The following is a 25,613-nucleotide window of genomic DNA, read 5'->3' on the forward strand; positions in this document are numbered from 1 at the left end:
AAAAAAAAAGATCCATAAATGATTTATTTTTTTATCTCTTGTTTATTATCAGTTTTTCTATTTTTGTTTTTATTTCTCCACTTTTTTATCAAAAATTTTTGAAAAAACATCACAAGGATAGAATTAATATCCTATTTCAAAATGAATTTGATAGAAAATACAGAGAAAACGTAGGGTATAATCTACTTTATTCAAAAACAGCAATTGGTTCTGGAAAATTTTTTGGAAAAGGATATCAAAAAGGAACCATTACAAAAGGAAAATTTTTGCCAGAACAACATACAGATTATATTTTTTGTACGGTAGGAGAAGAATGGGGGTTTATAGGAAGTGTTACTTTAATTATAATTTATTTATTATTTATTAGTCGTATATACTTTTTATCTGAAAGACAAAAAGATCCTTTTGGAAGAATTTTTGGATACTCAGTAGGAAATATTCTTTTCATCCACATCCTTATCAATTTAGGAATGGTTATGGGATTATTTCCAACCATAGGGATTGTTTTACCTTTTTTCAGTTACGGTGGATCTTCTCTTTGGTCTTTCACCGTTTTATTATTTATTTTTATTCGATTAGACGTTTCAAATCAAACAAGTTTGTTATAATAAATAGCATTTCATCATGAAAAAATCTTCGTGAATACTGATATAAATAATTTTTATTTGTTTATCTTTAGTTCAGATTTTTATTAAAATTAGGGGCTGGTTTTGGAATAGACAGCAAGATTATTGACAAAGGAAAGCATATCGTGTTACGTAAGGAGTTACACGTAAATACCGCGTTACAAGTATAAATGGCGAAAAACAATACGCTTTTGCTGCTTAATGAAAAATAATATTATCATTATAGCTTGATCTGTAAGACACAGAAGCAAAATATCTCTCAGAAATCCTCCTTATAGTTTCTGATGATATAGAGGTACTCAAAATATAAGGATAAGAAAACGGATGATTCTTAAGTTTTCCAATTAGATTCTGAATCTAGGATTAGATGAGGAATCCAAAGAACGATTCTAATCTAAAAAAAATAGACTTTGGATAAATATGTAGAACTCCTTTTTCGTACTTGTTTGGACGCGGGTTCGAATCCCGCCAGCTCCACTTTTCATCTGATCAATTTTTTAATTGTATTGTGAGTTCTGTTTCTTTCAAAAACAACAAAAGAATACAATTTTTTTTCTGTAGTCTTCTTTCAGGATTTTTGTTAGGATTAGGATGGCCTACCTATGGGAATCCTTTGTTTTTATTCATCGCTTTTGTTCCTTTATTATATCTAGAAGAATCCTTGAGTTATTCTTCTTTCAAAAAAATTTTTTTCTGGTCCTTTCTTACTTTTTTTACCTGGAACGCTCTTTCTACATGGTGGTTATCTTATGCAAAAAAACCTAATGGAGATTTTGCTATAATAGAAGCCTATTTGATTCCTGTTATGCTTAATTCTTTTTTTATGTCGATTGTATTTTCAATTTATTCGTATGTAAAAAAAAATGTAGAAGATCAAAATATAGGAGACCTATTCTTAGTTTGTATATGGATATCGTTTGAAAAAATGCACTTAGAATGGGAGCTTTCTTGGCCTTGGTTGAATCTAGGAAATGGTTTTTCTAATCATCCAGAATGGATTCAATGGTATGAATATACTGGAATTTTAGGAGGGACTCTATGGATATGGAGTGTCAATATAGGACTCATGAAATCGATTACTGAATATCAAAAGAATGAGAATAAACTCACTTTATATAAAAATATTTTTTTTAATGTAGGAAAAATATTTTTCCTTATTTTTATTTCAAATTATTTATATTCAAAATGTGAGGAATGGAAAGGAAGAGATGAGACTGTAGATGTTTTTATTTTACAACCCAATATTGATCCATATCACCAGAAATATAAAATTTCAACGGAAAAATTGATCAAAAAATTGCAAACATTGATAGATAAAAAAATTTTTTCTGGTAAGAAAAATTTTATTATAGCCCCTGAAACGGTATTGCCTGGATATGGTCATAAAATTTCTATGGATCATCTAACTCAAGAGAGCTTAATTTCTCTATTTAGAAATCATCTAAAAAAAAAATATCCAAAGACTGTATTTATTACAGGTATAGAATTATATGCTTTATCCTATACTAATAGTAGTAGTAAAACTTCCACCCCAATTTTTATGGAAAAGGAAAAAAGGATCCAATGGTTGGATATATTCAATTCTGTGATACAAATAGGAACATCTGATGACAATATTGAGATTCATCACAAATCTAAATTAGTTCCAGCTGTAGAAACTTTTCCTTACAAAGGAATTCTTTTTCCTATATTAGGAAATATATTGCTGAATTTTGGAGGGTCTGTCATGGAACATGGAAAACAAGAGGAGCCGGTTGTATTTATACATCCTGATTTAGGAATCAAGGTAGCACCTATTATTTGCTATGAATCTATATTTGGAGAATATGTTTCTAAATTTTTCAAAAAAAATGCAGAATTTATGATTATCATTACTAATGATGGTTGGTGGGGTTTTTCACAAGGTTATAAGCAACACCTGTATTATGCACGTCTTAGAGCCATTGAAAATAGAAAATATATTGCTAGGTCCGCAAATACAGGAGTTTCTTGTATCATTGATGACAAAGGGCAAATCCTTTCTTTCCTTCCTTATGGAAGGGATGGGGTTTTATCATCAAAAGTTCGTCTGAATAGAAAAAAAACTTTTTATATAAAATATGGAGATTATTTTTCTAAAATTAGTATTATAACTTCTATAATAATTTTTATCTATACAATAGTATATCGTATCTATATAAGAAAATTGATTTTGAAATCTGGATAAAAGATTGTATAAATTTCTTTTCAGAATATTCTAATGAAAATTTTCCAATTTTTTGATCATATTTTTTACATGATTAGCGGATTTTTTTAAAAGATTTTTTTCTTCTTGGTTCAGTTTTAATTCTATAATTTTTTCTATTCCAGATTTTCCCAACATAACTGGAACTCCTAGGTAAACATTTTTCAAATCATACTCTCCTTTTAAAAAAACAGAACATGATAAAATTCGTTTAGAATCCTTTATAATAGACTCGACCATTTGTAGTACGGAAGCACTAGGGGCCATCCAGGCTGAAGTTCCCAAAAGATTTACAATTTGTTCTCCACCTTTTTTAGTTTTTTCAATAATTACTTGATTTTTTTCTTTTGATATAAATTCCATAATAGGAATTCCAGATATAGATGTATATCTGTATAAAGGAACCATCGTATCTCCATGTCCACCTAATAATAAAGTTTGTATATCATGAGGAGAACAATTTAATTCTTCAGACAAAAAATAGCGATATCTAGCTGAATCTAAAATTCCAGCCATTCCAATCACACGAGAAGAATCCACTTTAGCTGTAAGATAGCTCACATAGGACATTACATCTAATGGATTAGAAACGATGATAAATTTTGCTTTTGGAGAGAAACGAATAGATTCTTTAGTTACAGAATGAATAATTTTTGCATTATGATTTACTAAATCATCACGACTCATTCCAGGTTTTCTAGGGATTCCACAAGTAATAATAATTACTTCAGAATTTTTAGATTTTGAATAATCATTGGTAAAGCCAATAATATGAGTGTTTGAACCAATAATAGGGAACATTTGAGATATATCTAAGCACTTTCCTTCGGCAAATTTATCTCTTATATCTAATAAAACGATTTCATTTACGATATCTTTTTCAGCTAAAAGACTAGCACATGAAGCTCCAACATTTCCCGCTCCAATAATAGTAACTTTCATTTTTTTTTAAACGATTAAATATTTATCTTACTTTGTAAGGTTTTATAGGTTTTATAAATATAAACACAATTTCTATTTTTTATGAATGAGGATTTCATTAAGGGAAAATTCTATTTCAGACATATAGGTCCGTCTTTGGAAGAAATTAACAAAATGTTGAAAATCTTAAAATGTAGCTCCCTAAAAGAGTTAATCCATAAAACAATTCCAAAAGAAATACGTTTAAAAAAAAATTTAATTCTTCCGAATTCTATTTCTGAATATAAATATTTGAATCATATTTTTCGAGTTAGCAAAAGAAATAAAGTTTTTCGTTCTTATATAGGATTGGGATATAAAAATACTATTACTCCAGCCGTAATTCAAAGAAATATTTTAGAAAACCCAAATTGGTATACTCCTTATACTCCCTATCAATCGGAAATATCTCAAGGGCGCTTAGAAGCCTTAATCAATTTTCAAACTATGATTTCAGATCTAACTTCCATGAAAATTAGTAACGCTTCTATGTTAGATGAAGGAACTGCATCAGCTGATGCCATGATTATGATTTATAAAGAAAGTCTAAGAAGAAAACGGATAAAAAATGATCCTTATTTTTTCGTTTCAGATGAAATTTTTCCACAAACATTATCCATACTCAAGACTAGATGCTTTGGTTTAGGAATCAAATTAATTCAAGATTTTCATGGAGAATTAAAAAAATATCAAAAAAAAAATATATTCGGATTACTCCTTCCATATCCTTCCTCTTTAGGAGAAATTTATGACTATACTGAAACAGTAAAATATGCAAAAGAAAAAGATATATCGGTGATAGTATCTGCAGATCTTTTATCTCTAACCTTATTAACGCCTCCTGGAGAATGGAATGCGGATGTAGTAGTAGGATCTACTCAATCTTTTGGGATTCCTATGGGATACGGGGGGCCTCATGCCGCTTTTTTTTCGACTCTTGAAAAGTATAAACGTTTTCTTCCAGGAAGAATTATTGGAGAATCTGTGGATAGAAAAAATAAAAAAGCATTTCGTATGGCTTTGCAAACAAGAGAACAACATATAAAAAGAGAAAGAGCCACTTCAAATATTTGTACATCACAAGTATTGCCTGCTATCATGGCTTCTATGTATGCTTTATATCATGGTCCAAAAGGATTAAAAATAATTGCAGAAAATATTCATAAATGGACAAAAAAGTTAGAAAATGGATTGATCCACACTGTGAATGGAATAGAGCAAATTAACTCCTTTTATTTTGACACTCTCAGAATCAGAATAAAAAATCCAGAAATTTTTTCTTTAGAAAAACTCAAAAAAATAGCTGAACGAAGAAGAACTAATTTCCGATATGTAGATTGTCATATGATGACAATCACTTTAGACGAAACTTCTTGTGAAGAGGATATTCATCATATTCTTTCTATATTTCATGAAGTTAATAATCATAAAAAAATGGAAAGAAATACCTATAAATTTTTTTTCAAAAAAAATCAAGAGGAAAAATGTAAAATTCCTAATTCTTTAAAAAGAAGATCTAATTTTTTAACCCATTCAATTTTTCATAAGTTTCATTCAGAAAATGAACTTATGCGTTATATTAAAAGACTAGAAAGAAAAGATCTTTCTTTGACTCATTCTATGATTCCATTAGGATCATGTACCATGAAATTAAATGCATCTGCAGAATTATTTTCTCTTAGCCAATACGAATGGAGAAATATTCATCCTTTTGTTCCTAAGGAACAAACAAAAGGATACCAGTTTATTATAAGAAATTTAGAAAAATACCTAAAAGAAATAACTGGATTTCCTGGAATATCTTTACAACCTAATTCAGGGGCTCAAGGAGAATATGCTGGACTTATGGTTATCAAAGCTTATCATCACTCTTTACAAGAAGATAAAAGAAATGTAGCTCTAATTCCTTCTTCATCACACGGAACCAATCCTGCATCTGCGATGATGGCTGGAATGAAAGTTATCTTAATTTCCACAAAGAAAGATGGATCCATAGATCAAAATGATTTGTTAAAAAAAGTAAAAGAAAACAAAGATTTTTTATCCGTATTAATGATTACATATCCATCAACTCATGGAGTTTACGAATTTCATATTCAAGAAATTATAGAAATAGTTCACAAAAATGGAGGACAAGTTTATATGGATGGAGCCAATATGAATGCACAAATTGGATTAATGAAACCAGAAAAAATAGGTGTAGATGTATGTCATCTGAATCTGCATAAAACTTTTGCCATTCCTCATGGAGGAGGTGGCCCAGGAATGGGTCCTATTTGTGTTGCTTCTCATTTACAACCTTTTCTTCCAAATCATCCCTTTCTTCAAAATGAAAAAAATAAAAAAACATTGACCGTATCTTCTTCTCCATATGGATCTTCTCTAATTTTAACAATTTCTTATGCTTATATTCGTCTTCTAGGTCCAGATGGACTCAAAAAATGCACGGAAATATCTATATTGAATGCTAATTACATAAAGAAAAAATTAAAAAATGATTATAAAATATTATACGTTGGAAAAAATGATACTGTAGCACACGAACTGATTATAGATTGTAGAATTTTCAAATCAATTGGGATAGAAGTTATAGATATAGCCAAAAGAATGATGGATTATGGATTTCATGCTCCTACTATATCTTTTCCTGTAGAAGGATGTATGATGATAGAACCTACGGAAAGTGAATCTAAAGAAGAATTAGATCGTTTTATTGAAACCCTTATAAACATACGTCAAGAAATTCATGAAATTGAAGAAGGGAAATTTTCTGAAAAAGAAAATGTATTAAAAAATGCTCCACATAGTTTAGATTTATTAACAGACAACCAATGGGTTTATCCTTATACTAGAGAAAAAGCAGCTTATCCATTGAATTGGGTAAAAGAGAGAAAGTTTTGGCCCTCTATTAGTAGAATCGATGATGGATACGGAGATAGGAATCTAATTTGTAGATGTACTTAGTCTAGAATGTTTTTAATTTAGAATATGGAGTGACATTCATGGAATCGAATATATTTTTTTCGTATTTAAGTAGTCCAGTGATGGCTATCATAGCTCCATTATCTGTAGAATATTCCTTTTTGGGAAGAAAAATTTCTAGTTTTTTGTCTCTTTTTGCAAAAAGAATAAAATGTCGTCTAATCTCATTATTAGCAGAAACTCCTCCTGCTAAAGCTACTCTAAAAATTCCTGTTTTTAAGGTAGCTTTTAACACTTTTTCCAAAAGAATTTCGGCTATAATATTCTGTACTGAAGCACACAAATCGGATAAATTTTTTTTTACAAAAAAGGAATCTTTTTGTAATTTATTGTTTATAAACTGTAATACCTGGCTTTTCAAACCACTAAAACTAAAATTTAATCCTTTTACTGAGGGTTTAGAAAACCTAAATTTTTTAGAATATCCATTGATAGAAAAATGATCTAATAAAGGACCTCCAGGATAAGAAAATCCTAAAATTCTAGCTATTTTATCAAAAGCGTCTCCTACGGAATCATCTAAGGTCGATCCTAATATTTCCATTTGAAAAAAATCGTTAACTCTTACTATTAAAGTATGTCCTCCACTAATCATTAAACATAAAAAAGGAAATTTAGGATAAGTATTATTCATATTAGCTTTTTGTATAAAATGCGAAAGGATATGTGCTTGTACGTGATTGACAGTTAATAAAGGAATTTTTAATCCCATTGATAAAGATTTTGCAAAAGAAGTACCTACTAATAAAGGACCTATTAGTCCTGGACCTAGCGTAAAAGATACAGCATCAATTTGATTTTTATTTATCCTTGCATAGGATATAGATTTATTTACAGCTAAAATGAGAGATTTCTCATGTAATCTTGAAGCTATTTCTGGGACGACTCCTCCATATTGTTTATGAATTTTTTGACGAATTATAACATTCGATAATACACATCTATTCTTTATAATAGAGACTGCCGTATCATCACACGAGGATTCTATCCCAATGACAATAAGTTTTTTTTTCATAAAAAAAATAACAATATCTTTAGAAATGAATCATGGATTTTTAATAAAATTCTTTTTTAGAAAAAAGAATATCTATATCCTTTGTATAGCTATTTTCTTATTAGGAGTAATTAGCACAACTTTTTATTATCGAAAAGAGATACAAGAAAAAATAACGGCATTTTTTGTGAAAAAAATGAATACCCATCTTGGTCAAAGAATTCGTGTGAAAAATGTGTCTATGAATCTTTTTAAAAAAGAATTTCATCTTTCCGACGTGAGGATTATGGATCATCATCACTTTTATTTGATTCATTTATCCAAATGTAAAATATCTATAAAAAATTTTTTTCAATATTTTTTTATAAGTTCTCAATGTCTAAATATAGGAAATCTAATACTTGAAAATCCTAAAATTTTTGTCAAAAAGTATTTAAATGAAAAAGAAAACAGTTTTTTTACCTTTTTCAAAGAATTTATCCTAAAAAGAGATTTAAATAAAAAAAACTCTATCCAAACTATTAGTTGTTCTAATTTTAAAATAAAAAATGCTCATTTAGTATATGAAAATTTTAACTCTAAAGAAAGTTACAAAAATAATTTTTCTACTTCAATAAGAAATATAAAAATAGATGAAGATCAAAAAATAAAAGCCACTATTTTTTTTCTAAAATTAAATGGATATATAAAAAGAAAAAATTATCGTATAGAAAATTTTTTTTGTCATTTTACTTATTTTACTTCGAAGTTAAAAATCCACAATTTTTTTCTAAGAACATCTGATAGCCATTTGAAAGGAAAAGTTACATTTTTTTATAATGCGAATAAAAATAATGTGGATAAAAAGAATATGAGCATAAAAGGAGAAATCTTTGAAGGATCCAAATTAGGTTCTGATTTCATCAGTATATTTTTTTCAAACTTTTCTAAAAAAAAGAGTTTTCCACTCATTTTTTCCGTTCATGGATTTATAAATGGAAAATTGAATGAAAAAATTTCTTTTTCAAAAATTTATATAAAAAATATTCTTTTCAAGAAAATATTTTCAGAAAAAATTAATATTTTTTATAATCTAAAAAAAGAATGGAGAGAGATTCAATTTTTAAAAACTGTTTTTCAAACTTCAGTTCATGAAATAAAAAAAATATTTCCATCTTCTTATCATTCGAAATTAAATCTTTTGAATTCTTTTAACCATATTTTTTCCTACAAAGGAGATTTAATTTTCAAAAAAAAATGGATGAAAATAAATGGGAACATCCATTCCAAAACTTTTACATCTCACATCTATGCTTGTATTTCTCGTACTAATAATCTAAATATTAAATATCTAGGAAGAATTTCAACCAAAAGAAAAGAAAGTATGGATTCTTTAATCCCATTAAGAATTCCCTCATGTTTATGGATTTTCAATTTCAAAGGAATCTATAAGAATTTTTCTTTGAAAAAGAATATTCAAAATAGTTTGAATCACTTTTTTATTACCCTTTCTTGTCCTTTTCCTGATTCAGGAATCGAAATCAATTGTCATGGACAAATCCATAATAATTTTCAAAAATTATTTCTAAGTATTAATACAAAAAATGAAAATCAATTTTTCAAAAAAATGAAAATTCTATTAATTAAAAATGAATCCAAAAAAAGTTTTTTCATAGATATATCCGATATAATTACCGGTTCTATTCATGGAAATTTTATATGGAAAGATTTTTTTACATCTATAAAAAAGGAGATTTCTTCTTTAAGAAAGAATCTTCGTTTTAAGAAGAATCCTATAATAAAAAAACAATATGCTTTTTTTCATTTTTCAATTAAAAAAGGCTTTTTTAAATTGATGAATTTGCAAAAAAAAATAAAAATATTATCAGATATTCAATTATCAGGACTATACAAAAATGATGTAATAAAAATGAGTCTTTTCACAAAAAAGATCCAATTCAAGGAAATATTAATTGATCGTTTTTATCTTAAAATAAATTCCTTTGTAAAGAATAAAATTCAGTTATATATCAAAAAAATATCATTTAATAATTTTTTATCTAAAAAAATAGATCTTTCCATTTTTGACAAAAAAAACTTTTTAATAATCAATTTCAATTTTTTTTTCAAATTCAAAAAAAAAGAATTTCAAAAACAAACACTAAATTTTCTTTTTAAAAAAATTAATTATAATAGGAATTTTTGGATTTTTTTTATACTACCTTCCAAATTGAATATCAATGGATATGATTGGTTTATTATCAATCAAATGAATAGGAATATAGGGAAAATAAAAATAGACTTGGAAAATAAAAAATATATCATTGATAATATCATATTATCATCAGATAATGATCATGAAAAAATTGTCATCAAATCTTCTTTTCATCAAGAAAATGATATGAAATTTAAAATATTATTGAATAATATTCAATTAAAAAAAATACTTCCAAAAAAAGACTTTATGATAAATGGTTATGCAAATGGCATTTTGGTTTTTAAAGTGGGTTTAAAAAAAATTGAACCCAATAATATAAATATCAATATTAAAAATATTTCAATTGAAAAAAAGGTTCTTGGAAATTTTTTTATTCGTTCTAAAAATAATTCTGAAATTCATGGGATATTGAAGAATAAAGACTCTTCTGAAATTTTTTCATTTTCTGGAAATATTAATAACGAATTCAAAAAAAAATATAAACTCAATTGGAAGGTAAGTATTAAAAATTTCAACATAAGTGATTTCCCTTTTTTATGGAAAAAAATGGATAGTGAAGCTAGAGGTTTTATTTCCGGAAAAATACGAATTTTTGGAAGATTAGAAAATCCGCATTATTTTGGAAAATTAGAACTTAAAAAAGTTGGAATAAAAATCAATTCTATAAATACGGATTATGAAATGACCAGTCCAGCCTATATAAGTCTTTTTTATAAATCCTGCATTTTAAAAAACTTTTCTTTTAGAGACATAAAATACAATACAACAGGATGCATAAATGGAGTTTTTTTCCATAAAAATTTTTTGAAATGGAATGGATATCTATCTATAGATACCAAAAAATTACTTGTTTTAAATACAGAAAAAAAACCTAATACATCTTTTTTTGGAAAAATTTTTTCTAAAGGAGAGATTCAAATAATCAAAAAAAATGATGATGTAAACATTTGCATGGAAAAAGGAAACATTTTAAGTTCTTCTCATTTATATATTAATCCAAATGGATCTTCCAAAAATCAAAAGAAAGATTTTATTGAGTTGATGGATCCTAATATTCATCCAAATAAGAAAATAAAAAAAATTGAAAATAAAGAGGACTCCCTATCTTTAAACATAAAAACAGATATAGATGAAAAAACAAAAGTATCCATATTATTAGACGATAAATTAGAAAATTTTCTGGAATTAAGAGGAAAGGGTTTTCTTATTTTAGAAAAAAAGCCCAAAAAAAAAGTCCAAATAAGTGGAAAATATTTCGTTACGGATGGCCGCTATCATTTTTCCAATCAAGAAAAAATCCCAATTATGAATTGGAAACAAGATCTAACATAATAGAATATATGGACTTGTCCAATTATTATCCTAACCATGAAAATCTAATATTGACAGAATGTAAAAATGAATCTTCATGGAAACATACAGAAACCTCATATAAGTAGGAATATTCTTTTTCAGAAAGAATCATGAAAATGAGAAAAGAAGTATTCAATTTTTATCTATTTTAACTAGCGGAATTATTTATACCATATCGTTGGAAGATTTTATAGATAGGAAAAGATTTTCTGTATAAAAAATATCTTGAAAAAGAAGGAAATAGGTCTTCAAAAGAAAGTTTTGTATCTTGGTATTTTTAATACCTTTATTCAAAAAAAAAAATATATAACAATGATTCTAAGATATAATACAGACGAAATAGACAATACCATTGTCAGAAAACTGAATATAAATGCTAGAACCCCATATACTGAAATCAGTAAACAAATAAGCGAAGAAATTAAACCCTTATCAGTTGGAACTGTTCATGTCAGAGTGAAAAAATTAGAAGAGGCTGGAATCATAAAAGGAAGTACTTTGATAATAGGCTATGAATCATTAGGGTTTCATCTAATTGCTTTTGTTGGAATATTATCCGATTCTAGAGAATCAAAATTAGTCAAAGAAGAACTAAAAAAAATTCCTAATATTGTCCAATTATATATTACTTCCGGTAAGTATAATCTTTTTTGTCGAATTATAGCTAGAGATCCTTCAGATGCTAGAGATGTGATTTCTAAAATTGGAGAAATAAAAGGAGTACTTAGAACAGAATCTACGATTTGTTTAGAAGAAAGTATTAATGATGAAAATAGATTACTTTCTAATATTTTACAAAAAAAGAAACCCTCTTATAAGAAAAAAAAAACATAATTTTCTCATTCGATTAGAGACATAAAATACAATTAATTTGAAAATATAGAAAATTTTCTTTGTCATGTTTTAGTATTCTTATTTTTTCATCCTTCCAAAAAATTGCATAGCTTCAATTTTTTATTAAGGAAATGGCTAAATTCTTAAGATTTTATACATATAAAAATATCGTAGATAAGATTTTCGTTACTCTTATTGCAATCTTATCATTAACATTTTTTTTCCCAAAAAAAGAGATTTTTAAATATGAATTTTCTAAAGGGAAAATTTGGAATCACGAAGATTTATTTTCCCCATTTCATTTGATAGTTCCAAAAAATGAACGAGATATTTTTTTGGAAATGAAAAAATTAGAAGAGAATAAAAGTCATTTTTTTGATAAAAAACCACATGTAATCAGAAAAATAAAAAAAAAATTAAAGAAAATTTCCTTCATAAGAAAAAATAAATTCTTATATAACAAATCTCGTAAGATTATCAACACGATATACCGATATGGATATTTAGATGCCAAGCTTGTTCCTAAGAATAATCTTCTTTTTTTTTATAAAGAAAAAAAATATGGGATTCCCGTATCGTCTAATAAGATTTACACTTCTCAAAAAGTAAATAATCTTCTTGACAAGAAAATAAAAAATAACTATCGTTTAAAACGAACATTAAAAAAAATGATAGTTCCAAATCTTTATTATAAAAGAGACTATACGGAAGATATTTTTCATGAAAAAGTGAAGTCCATTATTAGAATAAAACGAACTATTGCAAAAGGAGAAAAAATTATTAGAAAAAATGAGGTTATCAATGGAGAAAAGTTTCAAATTTTATCCTTATTTAGAGAGGAATATGAGACTAAAGTATGGAATCAAAAAAAGGACTATGGTTTAATTTTAGGATATTTTTTAATAATCAGTACGATATTTTTGATACTGTTTTTATATCTTTTTTATTTTCAGAATAAAATATTTCAAAATAACAGAGAAATAAATTTTTTGATAATTAATATATTATTAATATCGTCAATAACAATTATAACCTTAAAATATCATTCTAAAATATTATATCTAATTCCTTTTTGTATTCTTCCCATAAGCATTCGTGCTTTTTTTAATTTAAACTTGAGTCTTATTATCCACTTGACAACAATTTTACTATTATCCTTAATTACGCCAAATAGTTTCGAATTTATCTTTCTTCAAGTTATTACAGGTTTTTTAGTCCTTTTAACAAAAAAAAACATTTATAAAATGGCCAACCTATTTATTTCGATAGGAAAAATAACTATTACTTATATAATAATTTTTTGTTCTTTAACTTTAATCAGAAAAGGATCATTAGAAAGTATTTCCTTGTATTCTTTTTCCTTATTTTTTTTTAGCGGTGTATTGACTTTATTTGTTCATCCATTGATATTTCTTTTCGAAAAATTATTTAATCTGACTTCAGATATTTCCTTATTAGAACTTTCCGATACTAATACCCCTATTTTAAGATTGCTCTCTCAAAAAGCTCCAGGAACTCTTCAACATGTTTTAACAGTAGCGAATATAGCAGAAGAAGCAGCGGTTTCTATTGGAGCTAATTCTTTATTAACAAGAATAGGAGCCATTTATCATGATATAGGAAAAATAAAAAATTCTATTTTTTTTACCGAAAATCAACATAACCTCCTATTAAATCCTCATGAAAAACTAAGTCCAAAAGAAAGCGCAAAAATTATTTTGGAACATGTGACAATTGGAATAGAATTAGCAAAAAAATATCATTTACCTGATACCATTACGGATTTTATACGCACACATCACGGAAATAGTATTATTCATTATTTTTATGAAAAGCAAAAAGAAAAATGTCCAAATATGATGGTCGATGAAAAAAAATTCCAATATTCTGGACCTAAACCATTTTCTAAAGAAACAGCTATTGTGATGATATGTGATTCTATAGAAGCCGCCTCTAAAAGTATAAAAAATCCATCTAATAAAGATCTAGAAAATTTAGTAGAAAATATTATTAATAAACAGAAAAAAGAAAATCAATTTTCTAATGCAGATATAACTTTGAAAGAAATAGAAAAAATAAAAAAAGTTCTTCAAAAGAAATTGATAAATATTTATCATACTAGAATAGAGTATCCTAACTAAATAATCAGTCAATTTATCTGAATAGATTTGTTTATTAAATGGATCTATTTTAGATTTGTAGAAAGACTTCTTGGAGAGTTGCCGGAGTGGTTAACGGAACAGTTTGCTAAACTGTCGGTATGATAAATACTGCGTGGGTTCGAATCCCACATTCTCCGCAAAAAAACGGGGTATGGCGTAGTTTGGTTATCGCGCCTGGTTTGGGACCAGGAGATCGTAGGTTCAAATCCTGCTACCCCGACCGGTGGGGTTTTGTAGATCACGTAGCTCAAATGGATAGAGCAACTGCCTTCTAAGCAGTCGGTCGCAGGTTCGAATCCTGTCGTGATCATTTTTTCGGTTATTCAGATGTTTTTTTAGATACTTTTTCTTTTAAAACTTCATCTATCATTCCGTATTTTTTAGCCTCTTCAGAAGTCATCCAATAATCTCTATCAGCATCTTTTTCTATTTTTTCTATAGGTGATCCCGAATGAATAGCGATAATTTCATAAAGTTCTCTTTTTAACTTTAAAATTTCACGAACTGTAATTTCAATATCTGAAGCTTGTCCATGTGTTCCACCCATAGGCTGATGAATCATCACTCTAGAATGTTTTAATCCAGATCTTTTATTTTTTTCTCCAGAACAAAGCAAAACAGCTGCCATGGAAGCTGCCATTCCTGTACATATAGTGGCTACATCTGGTTCTACAATTTGCATTGTATCATATATTCCCAACCCAGCATGGACATCTCCTCCTGGAGAATTAATATAGATTTGTATATCCTTCAAAGAATCTACAGATTGCAAAAACAATAATTGTGCTTGTACAATATTGGCTACTTGATCCTCTATAGGAGTTCCTAAGAAAATAACACGATCCATCATTAAACGAGAAAAAACATCCATTTGAGCTACATTTAATTTACGTTCTTCAACAATATAAGGAGTCATCAATTTAATATATTGATCAATAGTCAAACTATTGATTCTTTGATGTTTTATTGCATATTTCTTAAATTCTTCCGAATGTTTTTTATGATAGTCCATATTTTTTATATACAAATTTATTCATAATTACTTACTATATATTCATCTCCTGTCCTGAATAAAAAAATTCTAATAAAAAATTGGACAAAAAAAAAGCAGAAATTAGAAACCGAATAAAAAAAATTGAATTTGTACAAGAAATTAGTTATTCAAACCATAATCTATTTGATAGGATCCATTTTTCCCAAGATTATTAATTATGCTTTTTTAAAATTTTTTACAAAATCTTTAAGAAGAGAAGAATTTTCTCTTTATACGGATATGTATGCTCTATCTTTTATAGTCATAGGATTTCTTTCTTTTGGATTAGAAAATACCTATTTCAGATTTATATCTAAAAAAGACCACAACAATGAAGTCGTTTTTTCAACCGGCTTTGTTGTTCAATTTTTGATAACTTCTTTTTTTTTAATACTTTCAGTTAATTCGATAAAATATTTAGTTTCTATTGCTGGATATAAAAATCATCCAGAATATTTTTTCATGTTTTTTTTAATTATATTTTTTGATACTATTTGTATTCTTCCTATGGCTTGGCTTCGTGCTAATGAAATGGCTTTAAAATACACTACGATAAATGTTATAAATATATTATTGCAATCCACTATGATAATATATATGTTTTCTTTTTATACCCAAAAAAATACTTTTTTTTCTTCCATTTTTGAGTTAGTTAATTCTTTTACAGATAAAACAGGCTACATTTTTTTTGCAAATATGGTTTCATCTTTAAGTAATTTTCTTTTAATTATGCCTATCCTTTTTAAAAAAGTTACCATAAGAAAGTTTAATAAAATTCTTGCCAAAAAGATGTTAAATTATGGAATTCCAATTATGCTTGGAACTATAGCTTTTTCTATTAATGAAAATCTTGATAAAATTCTGATTAAAAGATGGCTTTCTGATGAAATAAATGGGGCCTATTCTGCTTGTTATAAAATAGCGTCTTTTATGAGTTTATATATTCGTGCATTTCGATTAGGGATCGAACCTTTTTTTTTTAAAAAATCTGAAGATGCTGATGCAAAATATTTTTACGAAAAAATCACCTATTTTTTTATCATATTTGGTTTAATATTTTACGTATTAATATGTGGAAATCTTTCTATTCTTATAAAATTCTTAATTGATAAAAAATATCATCTCGCCATCTCTATTATTCCAATAGTAATGATGGGGAACCTATTTCTAGGAATATATACAAATTTATCCATTTTCTACAAAATTATAGATAAGCCTATTATTGGAACTTATATCTCTTTAGTAGGAGTATTGATCACCGTTTTATTTAATATAGTGTTTATCCTCATTCCTCATAGCAGTTTTATGATTCCGGCTTGGGGAACACTTGCTTCTTATGGAAGTATGGTTTTAGTTCTATATTTTTGGGGGAAAAAAAATTTCCTTAAATTTTTCAGAAAAACTTGGAAGATTGTCATTCACTTATTATTTGCCCTTTTTTTAGTGGTCTATATGGTTCATCATGAAAATAGGATAGAAATTAGTATTTTTTTACAATTTTTGTATATAATTATTGTCTTCTTATTCGAAAAAAAGAATTTAAAAAATAAATAGAAAAATAAATTTTGCATAAAAAAAATAATCAATACTCATATGTATTAAAAGCGGATGTTGAGAAATCCATATACATAAATTTCTTGGGAAGAAAATTAATCCCAACGGGTCTTTATGTTAAGTTATATAAACTTAAAAGAAAAAATTTTTTTATTAAAAGAAAATTAATAAAGACTGTTACTATTTGTTTGATTCATTTTTCTGAAAAAAAAAAAATCTCCGTTCTATCTACACAGAAATACAAATAGTATTCATCAACCTTTCTTTAAAACCAATTCTCATTAAACCTGATCAAAAAATAGCTATAATGGAAATTTATCAAAAAAATGAAATACAATGGAAAAAATGCTCCATTCTCAATCAAAGTATAAGAGGAGAAAATAGTTTTGGAAGTACCGGAATATAAAATAAAATGGATCTTAATCTCATTTAACTTATTTCATTTGATTATGAAAATCATAATTCCTATGGCAGGAGAAGGAACCCGTCTCCGTCCACATACTTTAAACACTCCTAAACCATTGATTCCTATAGTAGGAAAACCAATCTTGAAAAGACTAATAGAAAGTTTTTCTAGATTGATTGAAATTTTTTCTATAAAAGAAATAGTTTTCATTATAGGAGATCTCGGAAAAAAAATAGAAAAACAATTAATAAAAATTTCTAATGAGATAGGACTCCCTGGTGTTATATATTATCAGGAAAAACCACTAGGAACTGCGGACGCATTACTTAAGGCAAAAAAATCTTTAAATGGACCTATAATTATTGCTTTTTCTGATACTTTATTTCATCATGAAAAATTTCGAATAGATGCGAAAATAGATAATCTCATCTGGACAAAAAGAGTTCAAAATCCTCACTTATTTGGAATTGTAAAATGTGATCCCTCAGGTTTAATTACTCATTTTATGGAAAAACCAAAAAACAATGTATCTAATTTAGCTATTATCGGCATATATTATTTTAAAAACAGTTCTCTTTTAGAACAAGAATTACAATATCTACTAGATCATAATATTAAAAATGAAAAAGAATATCAATTAACCTCAGCTCTAGAAAATATGAGAAAGAAAGGGATTCCATTTTTTAGTAAAGAAGTTCAGAAATGGATGGATTTTGGAAATCCAAAAAAAATTATTTCTTCCAATTCTAAAATATTGTCTCTTGAATCCAAAAAAGAAGAATTAATTCACAAAAAAGCAATTATAAAAAACAGTGTCATAATCAAACCTTGTTTTATAGGAGAGAATACTACTATTGAAAATAGCCTCATTGGTCCTTATGTATCAATAGGAAAATTTACGAAAATAAAAAATAGTAATATTGAAAAATCAATTATTCAAGATCATACAAAAATTATATATGCAAATATTTCTAATTCTATGATTGGAAATCACACTTCTTATATAGGAAAAACAAAAAAAGTTAACTTAGGAGATTATTCTATGTTAAATTTTTAGTTCAAAAATTTCTGTATAAATCGGATTAAAATAATTTTTTTATATTTGGAATAAAATTTCCATCTTCATGGGTTTTTTTGTTATTTTTTCTATACTACTTGGAACATTTGGAACCACAGAAATTGTGGTTATTGTTATTCTTGCACTTTTACTTTTCGGGGGTAAAAAAATACCAGAATTAATGAAAGGATTAGGTACAGGATTGAAAGAGTTTAGAAAGGCTTCTGAAAACGAAAATTTAGAAGAATAGAACTTTCTTTCATTTTCTGTTTGTTTATTTATTAGCACTTTTTACTAACTAATAATGAAAACAATAAGAAATATTATGTTTTTTATACTCATCTTAAAAAGTCTGATCATACAATCAGCCTCAAAACCATTTTTGGAAGAAAAAAGTGTAATGAATTATTATAAAAATCCTCCTATTAAAAAATTCGATTTAAATCACATTTATATAGACAATCTATGGAAAAAAATTTTTAATTGGAAAAAAAAATCTTTATATGGAAGAAAAATTTCACCGAAAAAAAATATCATTATTACCAATATAGAAGCAGAGGAATTAAGATCAAGAATAAATCATCTTAATCAAAAATCTCAAATAAAAATACTTAAGTATAACACAATTATCCATGCATCTGTAGAGAGTTATCTTCGTATGGGAAAATATATAGGAAAAATTCTTTCATTATCTGATTATTATTTTCCTATGTTCGAAGAAAAACTTGAAACCTATCATATTCCTAAGGAATTAAAATATATTGCCATTATAGAATCCAATCTAAATCCCACTATTACATCTAAAGCTGGAGCTCAAGGGATTTGGCAATTTATGTCTGAAACAGGAAAAATTTATCATTTAAATATCAATCATATTTATGATGACAGAAATGATCCTGTTAAATCTACAGAAGCGGCTTGTAGATATTTTAAACACTTGTATAATAAAATGGGGAACTGGGAATTAGTTTTAGCTGCCTATAATGCTGGACCAGGAACGATAGAAAAAATTATACAACGTCATAAAGAAAAAAAAGACTTTTGGAGCTTATGGGAATTTCTTCCAAAAGAGACAAAAAATTATATTCCAAAATTCATTGCTATTAATTATGTGATGAATTATTACAAAGAACATCACATTCCCTCTTATCCACATTTTCATCTTAAATATAAAGAGACAGGATTAGTCACTATAAAAGAAAAAGTTTCTTTAAGATCCTTATCTTCTGCATTAAACATTTCCTATCAAGATTTGAGATTTCTCAATCCACAATATCTTGTAGATGTTATTCCTATTGGAGAAAAATTTTTTATAAGATTACCAAGAGTCAAAATTTCTCTTTTTAAAGAGAGAGAAAGAGAAGGTTTTTTTTCAAAAAAGAAAGATTAATTTTTGATTAAAGTGTGGAATAGTTATGTAGAATCCCGTTGATTTAATATTTAAAAATTATGAATGAAAAAAAAGAAAGATTTGAACAAAAAAAAATGGCATTGAGACTTGTCTTAGATAAAATGGATAAGATCTATGGAAAAGGAACAGTAATGCGTATGGGGGATTCTCATAAAGAAAACTTAGAAATTATTTCTTCTGGATCTATTGGATTGGATATTGCCTTAGGTATAAAAGGATTTCCAAAAGGTCGTATTATAGAAATATTTGGACCAGAATCTTCCGGAAAAACTACTTTAGCTTTACATGCTATTACACAATCTCAGAAAATTGGAGGATTTGCAGGATTTATTGATGCGGAACATGCTTTTGATTGCGTTTATGCCCAAAAAATAGGAGTAAATATTAAAGAATTAATCATTTCTCAACCAGATAATGGAGAACAAGCACTTGAAATAGTAGATAATTTAATAAGATCTGGTGTGATTGATATGATCGTAGTGGATTCCGTAGCAGCTTTAACACCTAAGAGTGAAATTGAAGGAGAAATGGGAGATTCAAAAATTGGATTACAAGCAAGATTAATGTCTCAAGCTTTGAGGAAGTTGACTTCTAGTATCGGAAAATCTAAGAGCATTCTCATATTTATTAATCAATTAAGAGAAAAAATTGGAGTATATGGGAATCCAGAAGTCACTACCGGTGGGAATGCTTTAAAATTTTATTCTTCCATCCGATTGGATATTCGAAAAGGAAATCAAATTAAAAATGGAGAAAAAATTTTAGGAAATAGAACAAAAGTAAAAGTAGTAAAAAACAAACTTTCTCCTCCTTTTAAAACTGCAGAATTCGATCTTCTGTATGGGGAAGGAATCTCTAAAATAGGAGAGATTCTAGATTTAGGAGTAGATTTAGGAATTATTAAAAAAAATGGATCTTGGTTCAGTTATGGAGATCTTCAATTAGGTCAAGGACGGGATTCTGTTAAAGAATTCTTAAAAGGTAAAAAAAATATTCTCAATGAAATGCAAAAAAATATAATAAATCAGTATCTTCAATAGAATCTTCTAAAAAAATATGAAAATTACTTTTTTAGGCACTGGAACTTCACAAGGGGTTCCTCTTATTGGTTCTACACATCCAGTATGTCTTTCTAAAAATCAAAAAGATAAAAGACTTAGAAGTTCTATTCTTATTGAAAAAGAAAAAAAAGTTTTTCTGATAGACTGTAGTCCAGATTTCCGTTATCAAATGTTAAGAAGTAATCATAAAAAATTGGACGCTATTTTGATTACACATGAACATCAAGATCACATAGGTGGGTTGGATGAGATAAGATCTATTAATGGGGAAAATCCTATTCCAGTTTATGGATTGCGTCGTGTTTTAGAAAGTGTGAAGAAACGATTTTATTATATTTTTTCGGAAAATAGAAAATCAAATACTTCAAAAATTTCTATCCACGAATTGGATAGGTATACGAATTTTTTCTTTGTAGAATCTTTTAAAGTTTTTCCTTTATCTATATGGCATGGACCTCTTCCTATTTTAGGTTTTCGCATAGAAAATTTTGCATATATTACAGATGCTAGCCGGATTCCTTTTCATACGATACAAAAATTAAAAGGATTAGATATTTTGGTTTTAAATGTATTAAGGAAAGTTCCGAAACATCCATCTCATTTTACTTTGTCAGATTCATTGAAAATGATTCAGGAAATTAATCCTAAAAGAACTTACTTAACTCATATCAGTCATTTACTAGGATTTCATGAGGAAGTACAAATTCAATTACCTAAAAATGTTTATTTAGCTTATGATGAGTTAATTATTACTAAATAGTTGCTGTTCGGAAATTTTTTTTATGTTTTTTTATGAAAAAAATAATAATATGCAAACGTTAAAAAATATTCTTTTTTCTACAAGAATCACTTCTATTTTGTTTCTATTATTAGCTTTCTCTATGGCTATAGCAACTTTCGTAGAAAAAAAATATTCTACAGATATAGCAAAGATATTCGTTTATGAATCTGGATGGTTTGAAAGTCTTCTGTTATTATTTGTAATAAATTTAATGGGAAACATCTGGAAATATCAACTATGGAAAAAGAATAAATTTCCTTTATTGATTTTTCATTTATCATTTGTATTTATTTTCATTGGAGGGATGATTTCCAGATACTATAGTTTTGAAGGAATGATGTCTATAAGAGAAGGAGAGAAAAAGGGGGAAATTCTTTCTAGAAAAAATTACATCAAATTGCAAGTGAATAGAGGAAATCATACAAGATTTTATCAAGATCCTTATATTTTTTCTTCTTTTCATCATGGATATAAAAGAAAATTTTTTTTTCAGGGAAATATTTTAAAAATAAAAATTGTAAACTATATTCCTTGTGCAAAAGTCATTCTTTCGAAAAAAAATTCAGAAGAAAAAATTCTAAAAATTGTTTCAACCAATGAAAAAGAAAGAACGGAAAATTTTCTTAAAAATGGAGAAACAATAAAAATTAATGGAATAGTATTTTCTCTTAATAGAGAAATTCCTTTTGGAATTCAAATCTTAGAAAAAAAGAATCAACTTTATGTAAAATCTTCTTTTTTTGGAAAAAGTATGAATATGAAGAATAAAAAAATTTCCTTTTTATTAAAAAATATTTATACTCCTTTAAAAATAAGACATTTATATGAAATAGAAAATAGGAATAGAAAAAAAAATGGAAAACTGTATTGGGTTATTCCTGAAGGAATCATAAAAGGAAAATTAGAATATGTAAAATCATGTGATAATGAAAATTCTAATTTTTTGGATGCTATTACGGCAAAAATATCGTTTCAAAATAAATCTAAGTTAGTAACTTTTTTAGGAGGAAAAAATATCACGGATATGAGTGATCCTATCTGGTTCAACAATCACAAAATTTCTATAGGATATGGATCTATCTTATTCAATCTTCCTTTTTTTTTACGATTAAATAAATTTCAGGTAGAAAATTATCCAGGTTCTGAACTTCCATCTTTTTTTATTAGCCATGTAACATTAATGGACAAGGATAAAAATAAAAATTTTTTTATTTATATGAACCATGTTTTGAATTACAAAGGATATAGATTTTTTCAATCTGGATATGATCCAGACGGAAAAGGAACGCACTTTTCTGTAAGTAAAGACGATTTAGGGACTAATTTATCATATACAGGTTATTTTTTCATGAGTATTGGAATGTTTCTTACTTTATTTTGGAAAGGAACTAGATTTAGTTATCTTAAAAGAAAGTTGAAAGTATTATCTAAAATTTCTACTATATTTTTACTATGGATTAGTGGTAATTTTATTTTTTCTCATGAAAAATTCAAAAAAATTCCTTTAGAAAGCATATCTGATAACATACACATTCCTAAAAAACATGGCGAAAAATTTGGACGTTTACTTGTCCAAGATCACAGGGGAAGAATAAAACCAATTCATACTCTTTCATTAGAACTCCTCAGGAAAATACATAAAAAAAGTTCTATAGAAAACTTAGATGCTAATCAATGGTTTATATCTATACATCAAGATAATATTTTTTGGACACAAATCCCTTTTATTAAAGTAGATCAAAAAGGCGGACTTAAGTTGTTGACTAAAGTAAAAGCAAATAAAGATAATTATGTGTCTATGATGGATCTATACGTGATAGATCCCCATACCTCAAAATTAAAGTTCCTTTTACAAGAAGATTATGAAAAAGCTTTCTATAAAAATCCCATTCAAAGAAATGAATATGACAAAGCGGTTATTAATCTTAGTGAACGAATAGGTATCATTCATGGGCTTTTTCAGGGAAGATATATTCGTATTTTTCCTATTCCAAATGATATGAATCATACATGGTCTAGTTGGGTTAGATTAGATTCCGAAAACTTAAATCCTATTGGATTTTCCATGTTTAACCATTATCTTAGATCTTTGTTTCATGCACAGAACGAAAAAAATTGGAATATAGCAGATAATGAGATAAAAAAAATACGATTCTATCAGATTAAGCATGCTAAACCTATTTTACCTTCAGAAAAAAAAATTTCGATAGAAATTCTTTATAATCGATTGAATATATTTTATTTTTTACCTTTTTTTTATGCCTCATTTGGAGTAATTCTCCTGACAATTTCTTTTATAAGAATTTTTTCTCAAAAAAAATACCTGTATTGGATTTCAAAAATTTTCATTTTTCTTTTATCTATTCTATTTTTTTTTGAATTTTTGGGTTTGATTTCTAGATGGTACATTTCAGGACATGCTCCATGGAGCAATGGATATGAATCGTCTATTTTCATTAGTTGGTGTTTAGTGGGGATAGGTTTTTTATTTTATCGGAATCAATTTGTATCAGGAGTGACAGCATTAATCGCATCTATTTTGTTAATGATAGCACATGGAGATACAATGGATCCAGAAATAACCAATCTTGTTCCTGTTTTAAAGTCCCACTGGTTGATTATTCATGTAGCTATAATAACAGCAAGTTATGGTTTTTTCTTTACAGGATCCTTTCTAGGGTTTTTAGTTCTAATTTTATATGTCCTAAAAGGAGTCCATTCTAGGATGACGTATCAGAAAAAAATTCAAATTCATATTGATAAATTAACTATTATTAATGAGATGAGTTTGACTATAGGACTTTTTTTGTTAACTATAGGAACTTTTTTAGGAGCTGTTTGGGCTAACAATAGCTGGGGACGTTATTGGAGTTGGGATCCAAAAGAAACTTGGTCACTCATTAGTATTATGGTTTACGCATTTGTATTACATATGCGTTTAGTTCCTATAATAGGCGGATTTTCTTTCAATCTTTCCAGTATTTTAGCAATCAGTTCCATTATCATGACTTATTTTGGGGTAAATTATTATCTATCCGGATTACATTCTTACGCTAGAGGAGAACCTTTTTCTATTCCTTTTTGGATTTATTTTAGTTTATTAATTTTAGTAATCATTACAATTCTTTCGTATTATTCAAATACGAAAAAAATAGAGAAGTTATGAATATTCTTTCATGTTAAAAGTAGTAAAAAAACATTTTAAAAAAAAGGGAAGCACCCTATTCAGAGATGCGTTTGGAAATTTACATTTTATAAAACGTTTTTTAATTTTCACTTTTGGTTGTATTTCTTATAATCGTTATAATGGATTTAATCAATTACAATTAAAGGGAACAGAATACATTAAAGATCTTCCTGATAAAAGAGTTCTTTTTGTTTCTAATCATCAAACTTATTTTGCAGATGTTTTCGCTATGTTTCATGTATTTTGCAGTGTTAAAAATGGATTTATAAATACAATCAAAAATCCTATTTATCTTTTAAATCCAAAAGTTAATCTATATTATGTAGCGGCGAAAGAAACAATGAATAAGGGGTTTCTTACAAGATTGTTTACTTATTCAGGAGGCATTACTGTAAAGAGAACATGGAGAGAGGGAAATAAAAGAATAAATAGGTCAGTAGATATATCTGAAATTACTCGTATGGGAACTGCTTTAGATGACGGATGGTTAATTACTTTTCCTCAAGGAACTACTAAAGCTTTTGCACCTGGACGTAGAGGAATTGTTCATGTTATAAGAAAATTTACCCCTATAGTGGTTCCTATTGTTTTAGATGGATTTCAAAAAGCTTATGATAAAAAAGGAATTAGAATCAAAAAAAAGGGAGTATTACAAAAAATGATTTTTAAAGCTCCCATAAAATGGGATTTAAAAAATGATACTACTGAGATGATTATGGAAAAAATTATGGATGCTATAGAACAATCTCCAAAATATAGAAATAAAACCCAATCAATCACAATCAGTTAAA

The 25,613-nt window shown here is 27.0% G+C and carries 17 protein-coding genes, 3 tRNA genes and 1 other RNA gene; 18 read left to right on the forward strand and 3 right to left on the reverse strand.

From position 1 onward, the window contains the following. From rodA to lnt, 3 genes are all read left to right on the forward strand, one after another. Window positions 1-608: rod shape-determining protein RodA (gene rodA / locus H0H45_RS00105; protein WP_185866611.1), on the forward strand; the 608-nt coding region annotated here is incomplete at its 5' end. A 92-nt stretch (window positions 609-700) separates the two neighbouring features. Then, window positions 701-1,106: a transfer-messenger RNA gene (gene ssrA / locus H0H45_RS00110) on the forward strand. Between the two features lie 28 nt (window positions 1,107-1,134). Further along, window positions 1,135-2,832 (forward strand): apolipoprotein N-acyltransferase, encoded by a 1,698-nt coding sequence (gene lnt / locus H0H45_RS00115; RefSeq protein WP_185866612.1) that lies wholly within the window; start codon window positions 1,135-1,137, stop codon window positions 2,830-2,832. Between the two features lie 30 nt (window positions 2,833-2,862). Here the strand turns inward: lnt and mdh are convergent, their stop codons facing one another. Next, window positions 2,863-3,792, reverse strand: a complete 930-nt coding sequence (gene mdh, locus H0H45_RS00120; RefSeq protein WP_185866613.1) for a malate dehydrogenase — start codon at window positions 3,790-3,792, stop codon at window positions 2,863-2,865. Between the two features lie 81 nt (window positions 3,793-3,873). Here mdh and gcvP point away from each other — a divergent pair, with 81 nt between their 5' ends. After that, complete coding sequence (gene gcvP / locus H0H45_RS00125; protein WP_185866614.1) at window positions 3,874-6,774, forward strand: aminomethyl-transferring glycine dehydrogenase; 2,901 nt, start codon at window positions 3,874-3,876, stop codon at window positions 6,772-6,774. Between the two features lies 1 nt (window position 6,775). On the opposite strand, the gene tsaD is transcribed toward gcvP, so the two are convergent. Then, window positions 6,776-7,807, reverse strand: coding sequence for a tRNA (adenosine(37)-N6)-threonylcarbamoyltransferase complex transferase subunit TsaD (gene tsaD, locus H0H45_RS00130; RefSeq protein WP_185866615.1), 1,032 nt, complete (start codon window positions 7,805-7,807; stop codon window positions 6,776-6,778). Window positions 7,808-7,832: 25 nt separating this feature from the next. On the opposite strand from tsaD, the gene H0H45_RS00135 reads away from it, so the two are divergent. From H0H45_RS00135 to H0H45_RS00160, 6 genes are all read left to right on the forward strand, one after another. Further along, window positions 7,833-11,315, forward strand: a complete 3,483-nt coding sequence (locus H0H45_RS00135) for a translocation/assembly module TamB domain-containing protein (protein ID WP_185866616.1) — start codon at window positions 7,833-7,835, stop codon at window positions 11,313-11,315. A gap of 333 nt (window positions 11,316-11,648) precedes the next feature. Continuing rightward, window positions 11,649-12,170 (forward strand): Lrp/AsnC family transcriptional regulator, encoded by a 522-nt coding sequence (locus H0H45_RS00140; RefSeq protein WP_185866845.1) that lies wholly within the window; start codon window positions 11,649-11,651, stop codon window positions 12,168-12,170. A gap of 131 nt (window positions 12,171-12,301) precedes the next feature. Then, window positions 12,302-14,311, forward strand: a complete 2,010-nt coding sequence (locus H0H45_RS00145; protein WP_185866617.1) for an HD family phosphohydrolase — start codon at window positions 12,302-12,304, stop codon at window positions 14,309-14,311. A 72-nt stretch (window positions 14,312-14,383) separates the two neighbouring features. After that, window positions 14,384-14,469: transfer RNA gene (locus H0H45_RS00150), tRNA-Ser, on the forward strand. 8 nt (window positions 14,470-14,477) lie between these two features. Beyond that, window positions 14,478-14,552: transfer RNA gene (locus H0H45_RS00155), tRNA-Pro, on the forward strand. Window positions 14,553-14,568: 16 nt separating this feature from the next. Then, window positions 14,569-14,642, forward strand: a tRNA-Arg gene (locus H0H45_RS00160). A 9-nt stretch (window positions 14,643-14,651) separates the two neighbouring features. Here the strand turns inward: H0H45_RS00160 and clpP are convergent. Then, window positions 14,652-15,344, reverse strand: coding sequence for an ATP-dependent Clp endopeptidase proteolytic subunit ClpP (clpP, locus tag H0H45_RS00165; protein WP_185866618.1), 693 nt, complete (start codon window positions 15,342-15,344; stop codon window positions 14,652-14,654). A 129-nt stretch (window positions 15,345-15,473) separates the two neighbouring features. On the opposite strand from clpP, the gene H0H45_RS00170 reads away from it, so the two are divergent. From H0H45_RS00170 to H0H45_RS00210, 8 genes are all read left to right on the forward strand, one after another. Beyond that, window positions 15,474-16,919: a lipopolysaccharide biosynthesis protein gene (locus tag H0H45_RS00170; RefSeq protein ID WP_238785222.1), complete on the forward strand. Its 1,446-nt coding sequence runs from the start codon at window positions 15,474-15,476 to the stop codon at window positions 16,917-16,919. Window positions 16,920-17,368: 449 nt separating this feature from the next. Beyond that, the gene (locus tag H0H45_RS00180) at window positions 17,369-18,382 is read left to right on the forward strand and encodes a sugar phosphate nucleotidyltransferase (RefSeq protein ID WP_185866620.1); all 1,014 of its coding nucleotides are present in this window, start codon (window positions 17,369-17,371) and stop codon (window positions 18,380-18,382) included. 67 nt (window positions 18,383-18,449) lie between these two features. Then, window positions 18,450-18,632, forward strand: a complete 183-nt coding sequence (locus tag H0H45_RS00185; RefSeq protein ID WP_185859925.1) for a Sec-independent protein translocase subunit TatA/TatB — start codon at window positions 18,450-18,452, stop codon at window positions 18,630-18,632. A 54-nt stretch (window positions 18,633-18,686) separates the two neighbouring features. Beyond that, the gene (locus H0H45_RS00190; RefSeq protein WP_185866621.1) at window positions 18,687-19,772 is read left to right on the forward strand and encodes a lytic transglycosylase domain-containing protein; all 1,086 of its coding nucleotides are present in this window, start codon (window positions 18,687-18,689) and stop codon (window positions 19,770-19,772) included. A gap of 59 nt (window positions 19,773-19,831) precedes the next feature. After that, window positions 19,832-20,833, forward strand: a complete 1,002-nt coding sequence (gene recA / locus H0H45_RS00195; protein ID WP_185866622.1) for a recombinase RecA — start codon at window positions 19,832-19,834, stop codon at window positions 20,831-20,833. Between the two features lie 16 nt (window positions 20,834-20,849). Further along, window positions 20,850-21,614 carry an MBL fold metallo-hydrolase gene (locus tag H0H45_RS00200; protein WP_185866623.1) on the forward strand — a complete coding sequence of 255 codons (765 nt, stop codon included), beginning with the start codon at window positions 20,850-20,852 and terminating at the stop codon, window positions 21,612-21,614. Window positions 21,615-21,663: 49 nt separating this feature from the next. Further along, the gene (gene ccsA, locus H0H45_RS00205; protein WP_185866624.1) at window positions 21,664-24,801 is read left to right on the forward strand and encodes a cytochrome c biogenesis protein CcsA; all 3,138 of its coding nucleotides are present in this window, start codon (window positions 21,664-21,666) and stop codon (window positions 24,799-24,801) included. A 10-nt stretch (window positions 24,802-24,811) separates the two neighbouring features. Then, window positions 24,812-25,612, forward strand: coding sequence for a lysophospholipid acyltransferase family protein (locus H0H45_RS00210; protein WP_185866625.1), 801 nt, complete (start codon window positions 24,812-24,814; stop codon window positions 25,610-25,612). The last annotated feature ends 1 nt before the right edge of the window (window position 25,613 follow it).

Source organism: Blattabacterium cuenoti (assembly GCF_014252095.1).
In the GTDB taxonomy this organism is placed as follows: Bacteria; Bacteroidota; Bacteroidia; order Flavobacteriales; family Blattabacteriaceae; genus Blattabacterium; species Blattabacterium cuenoti_F.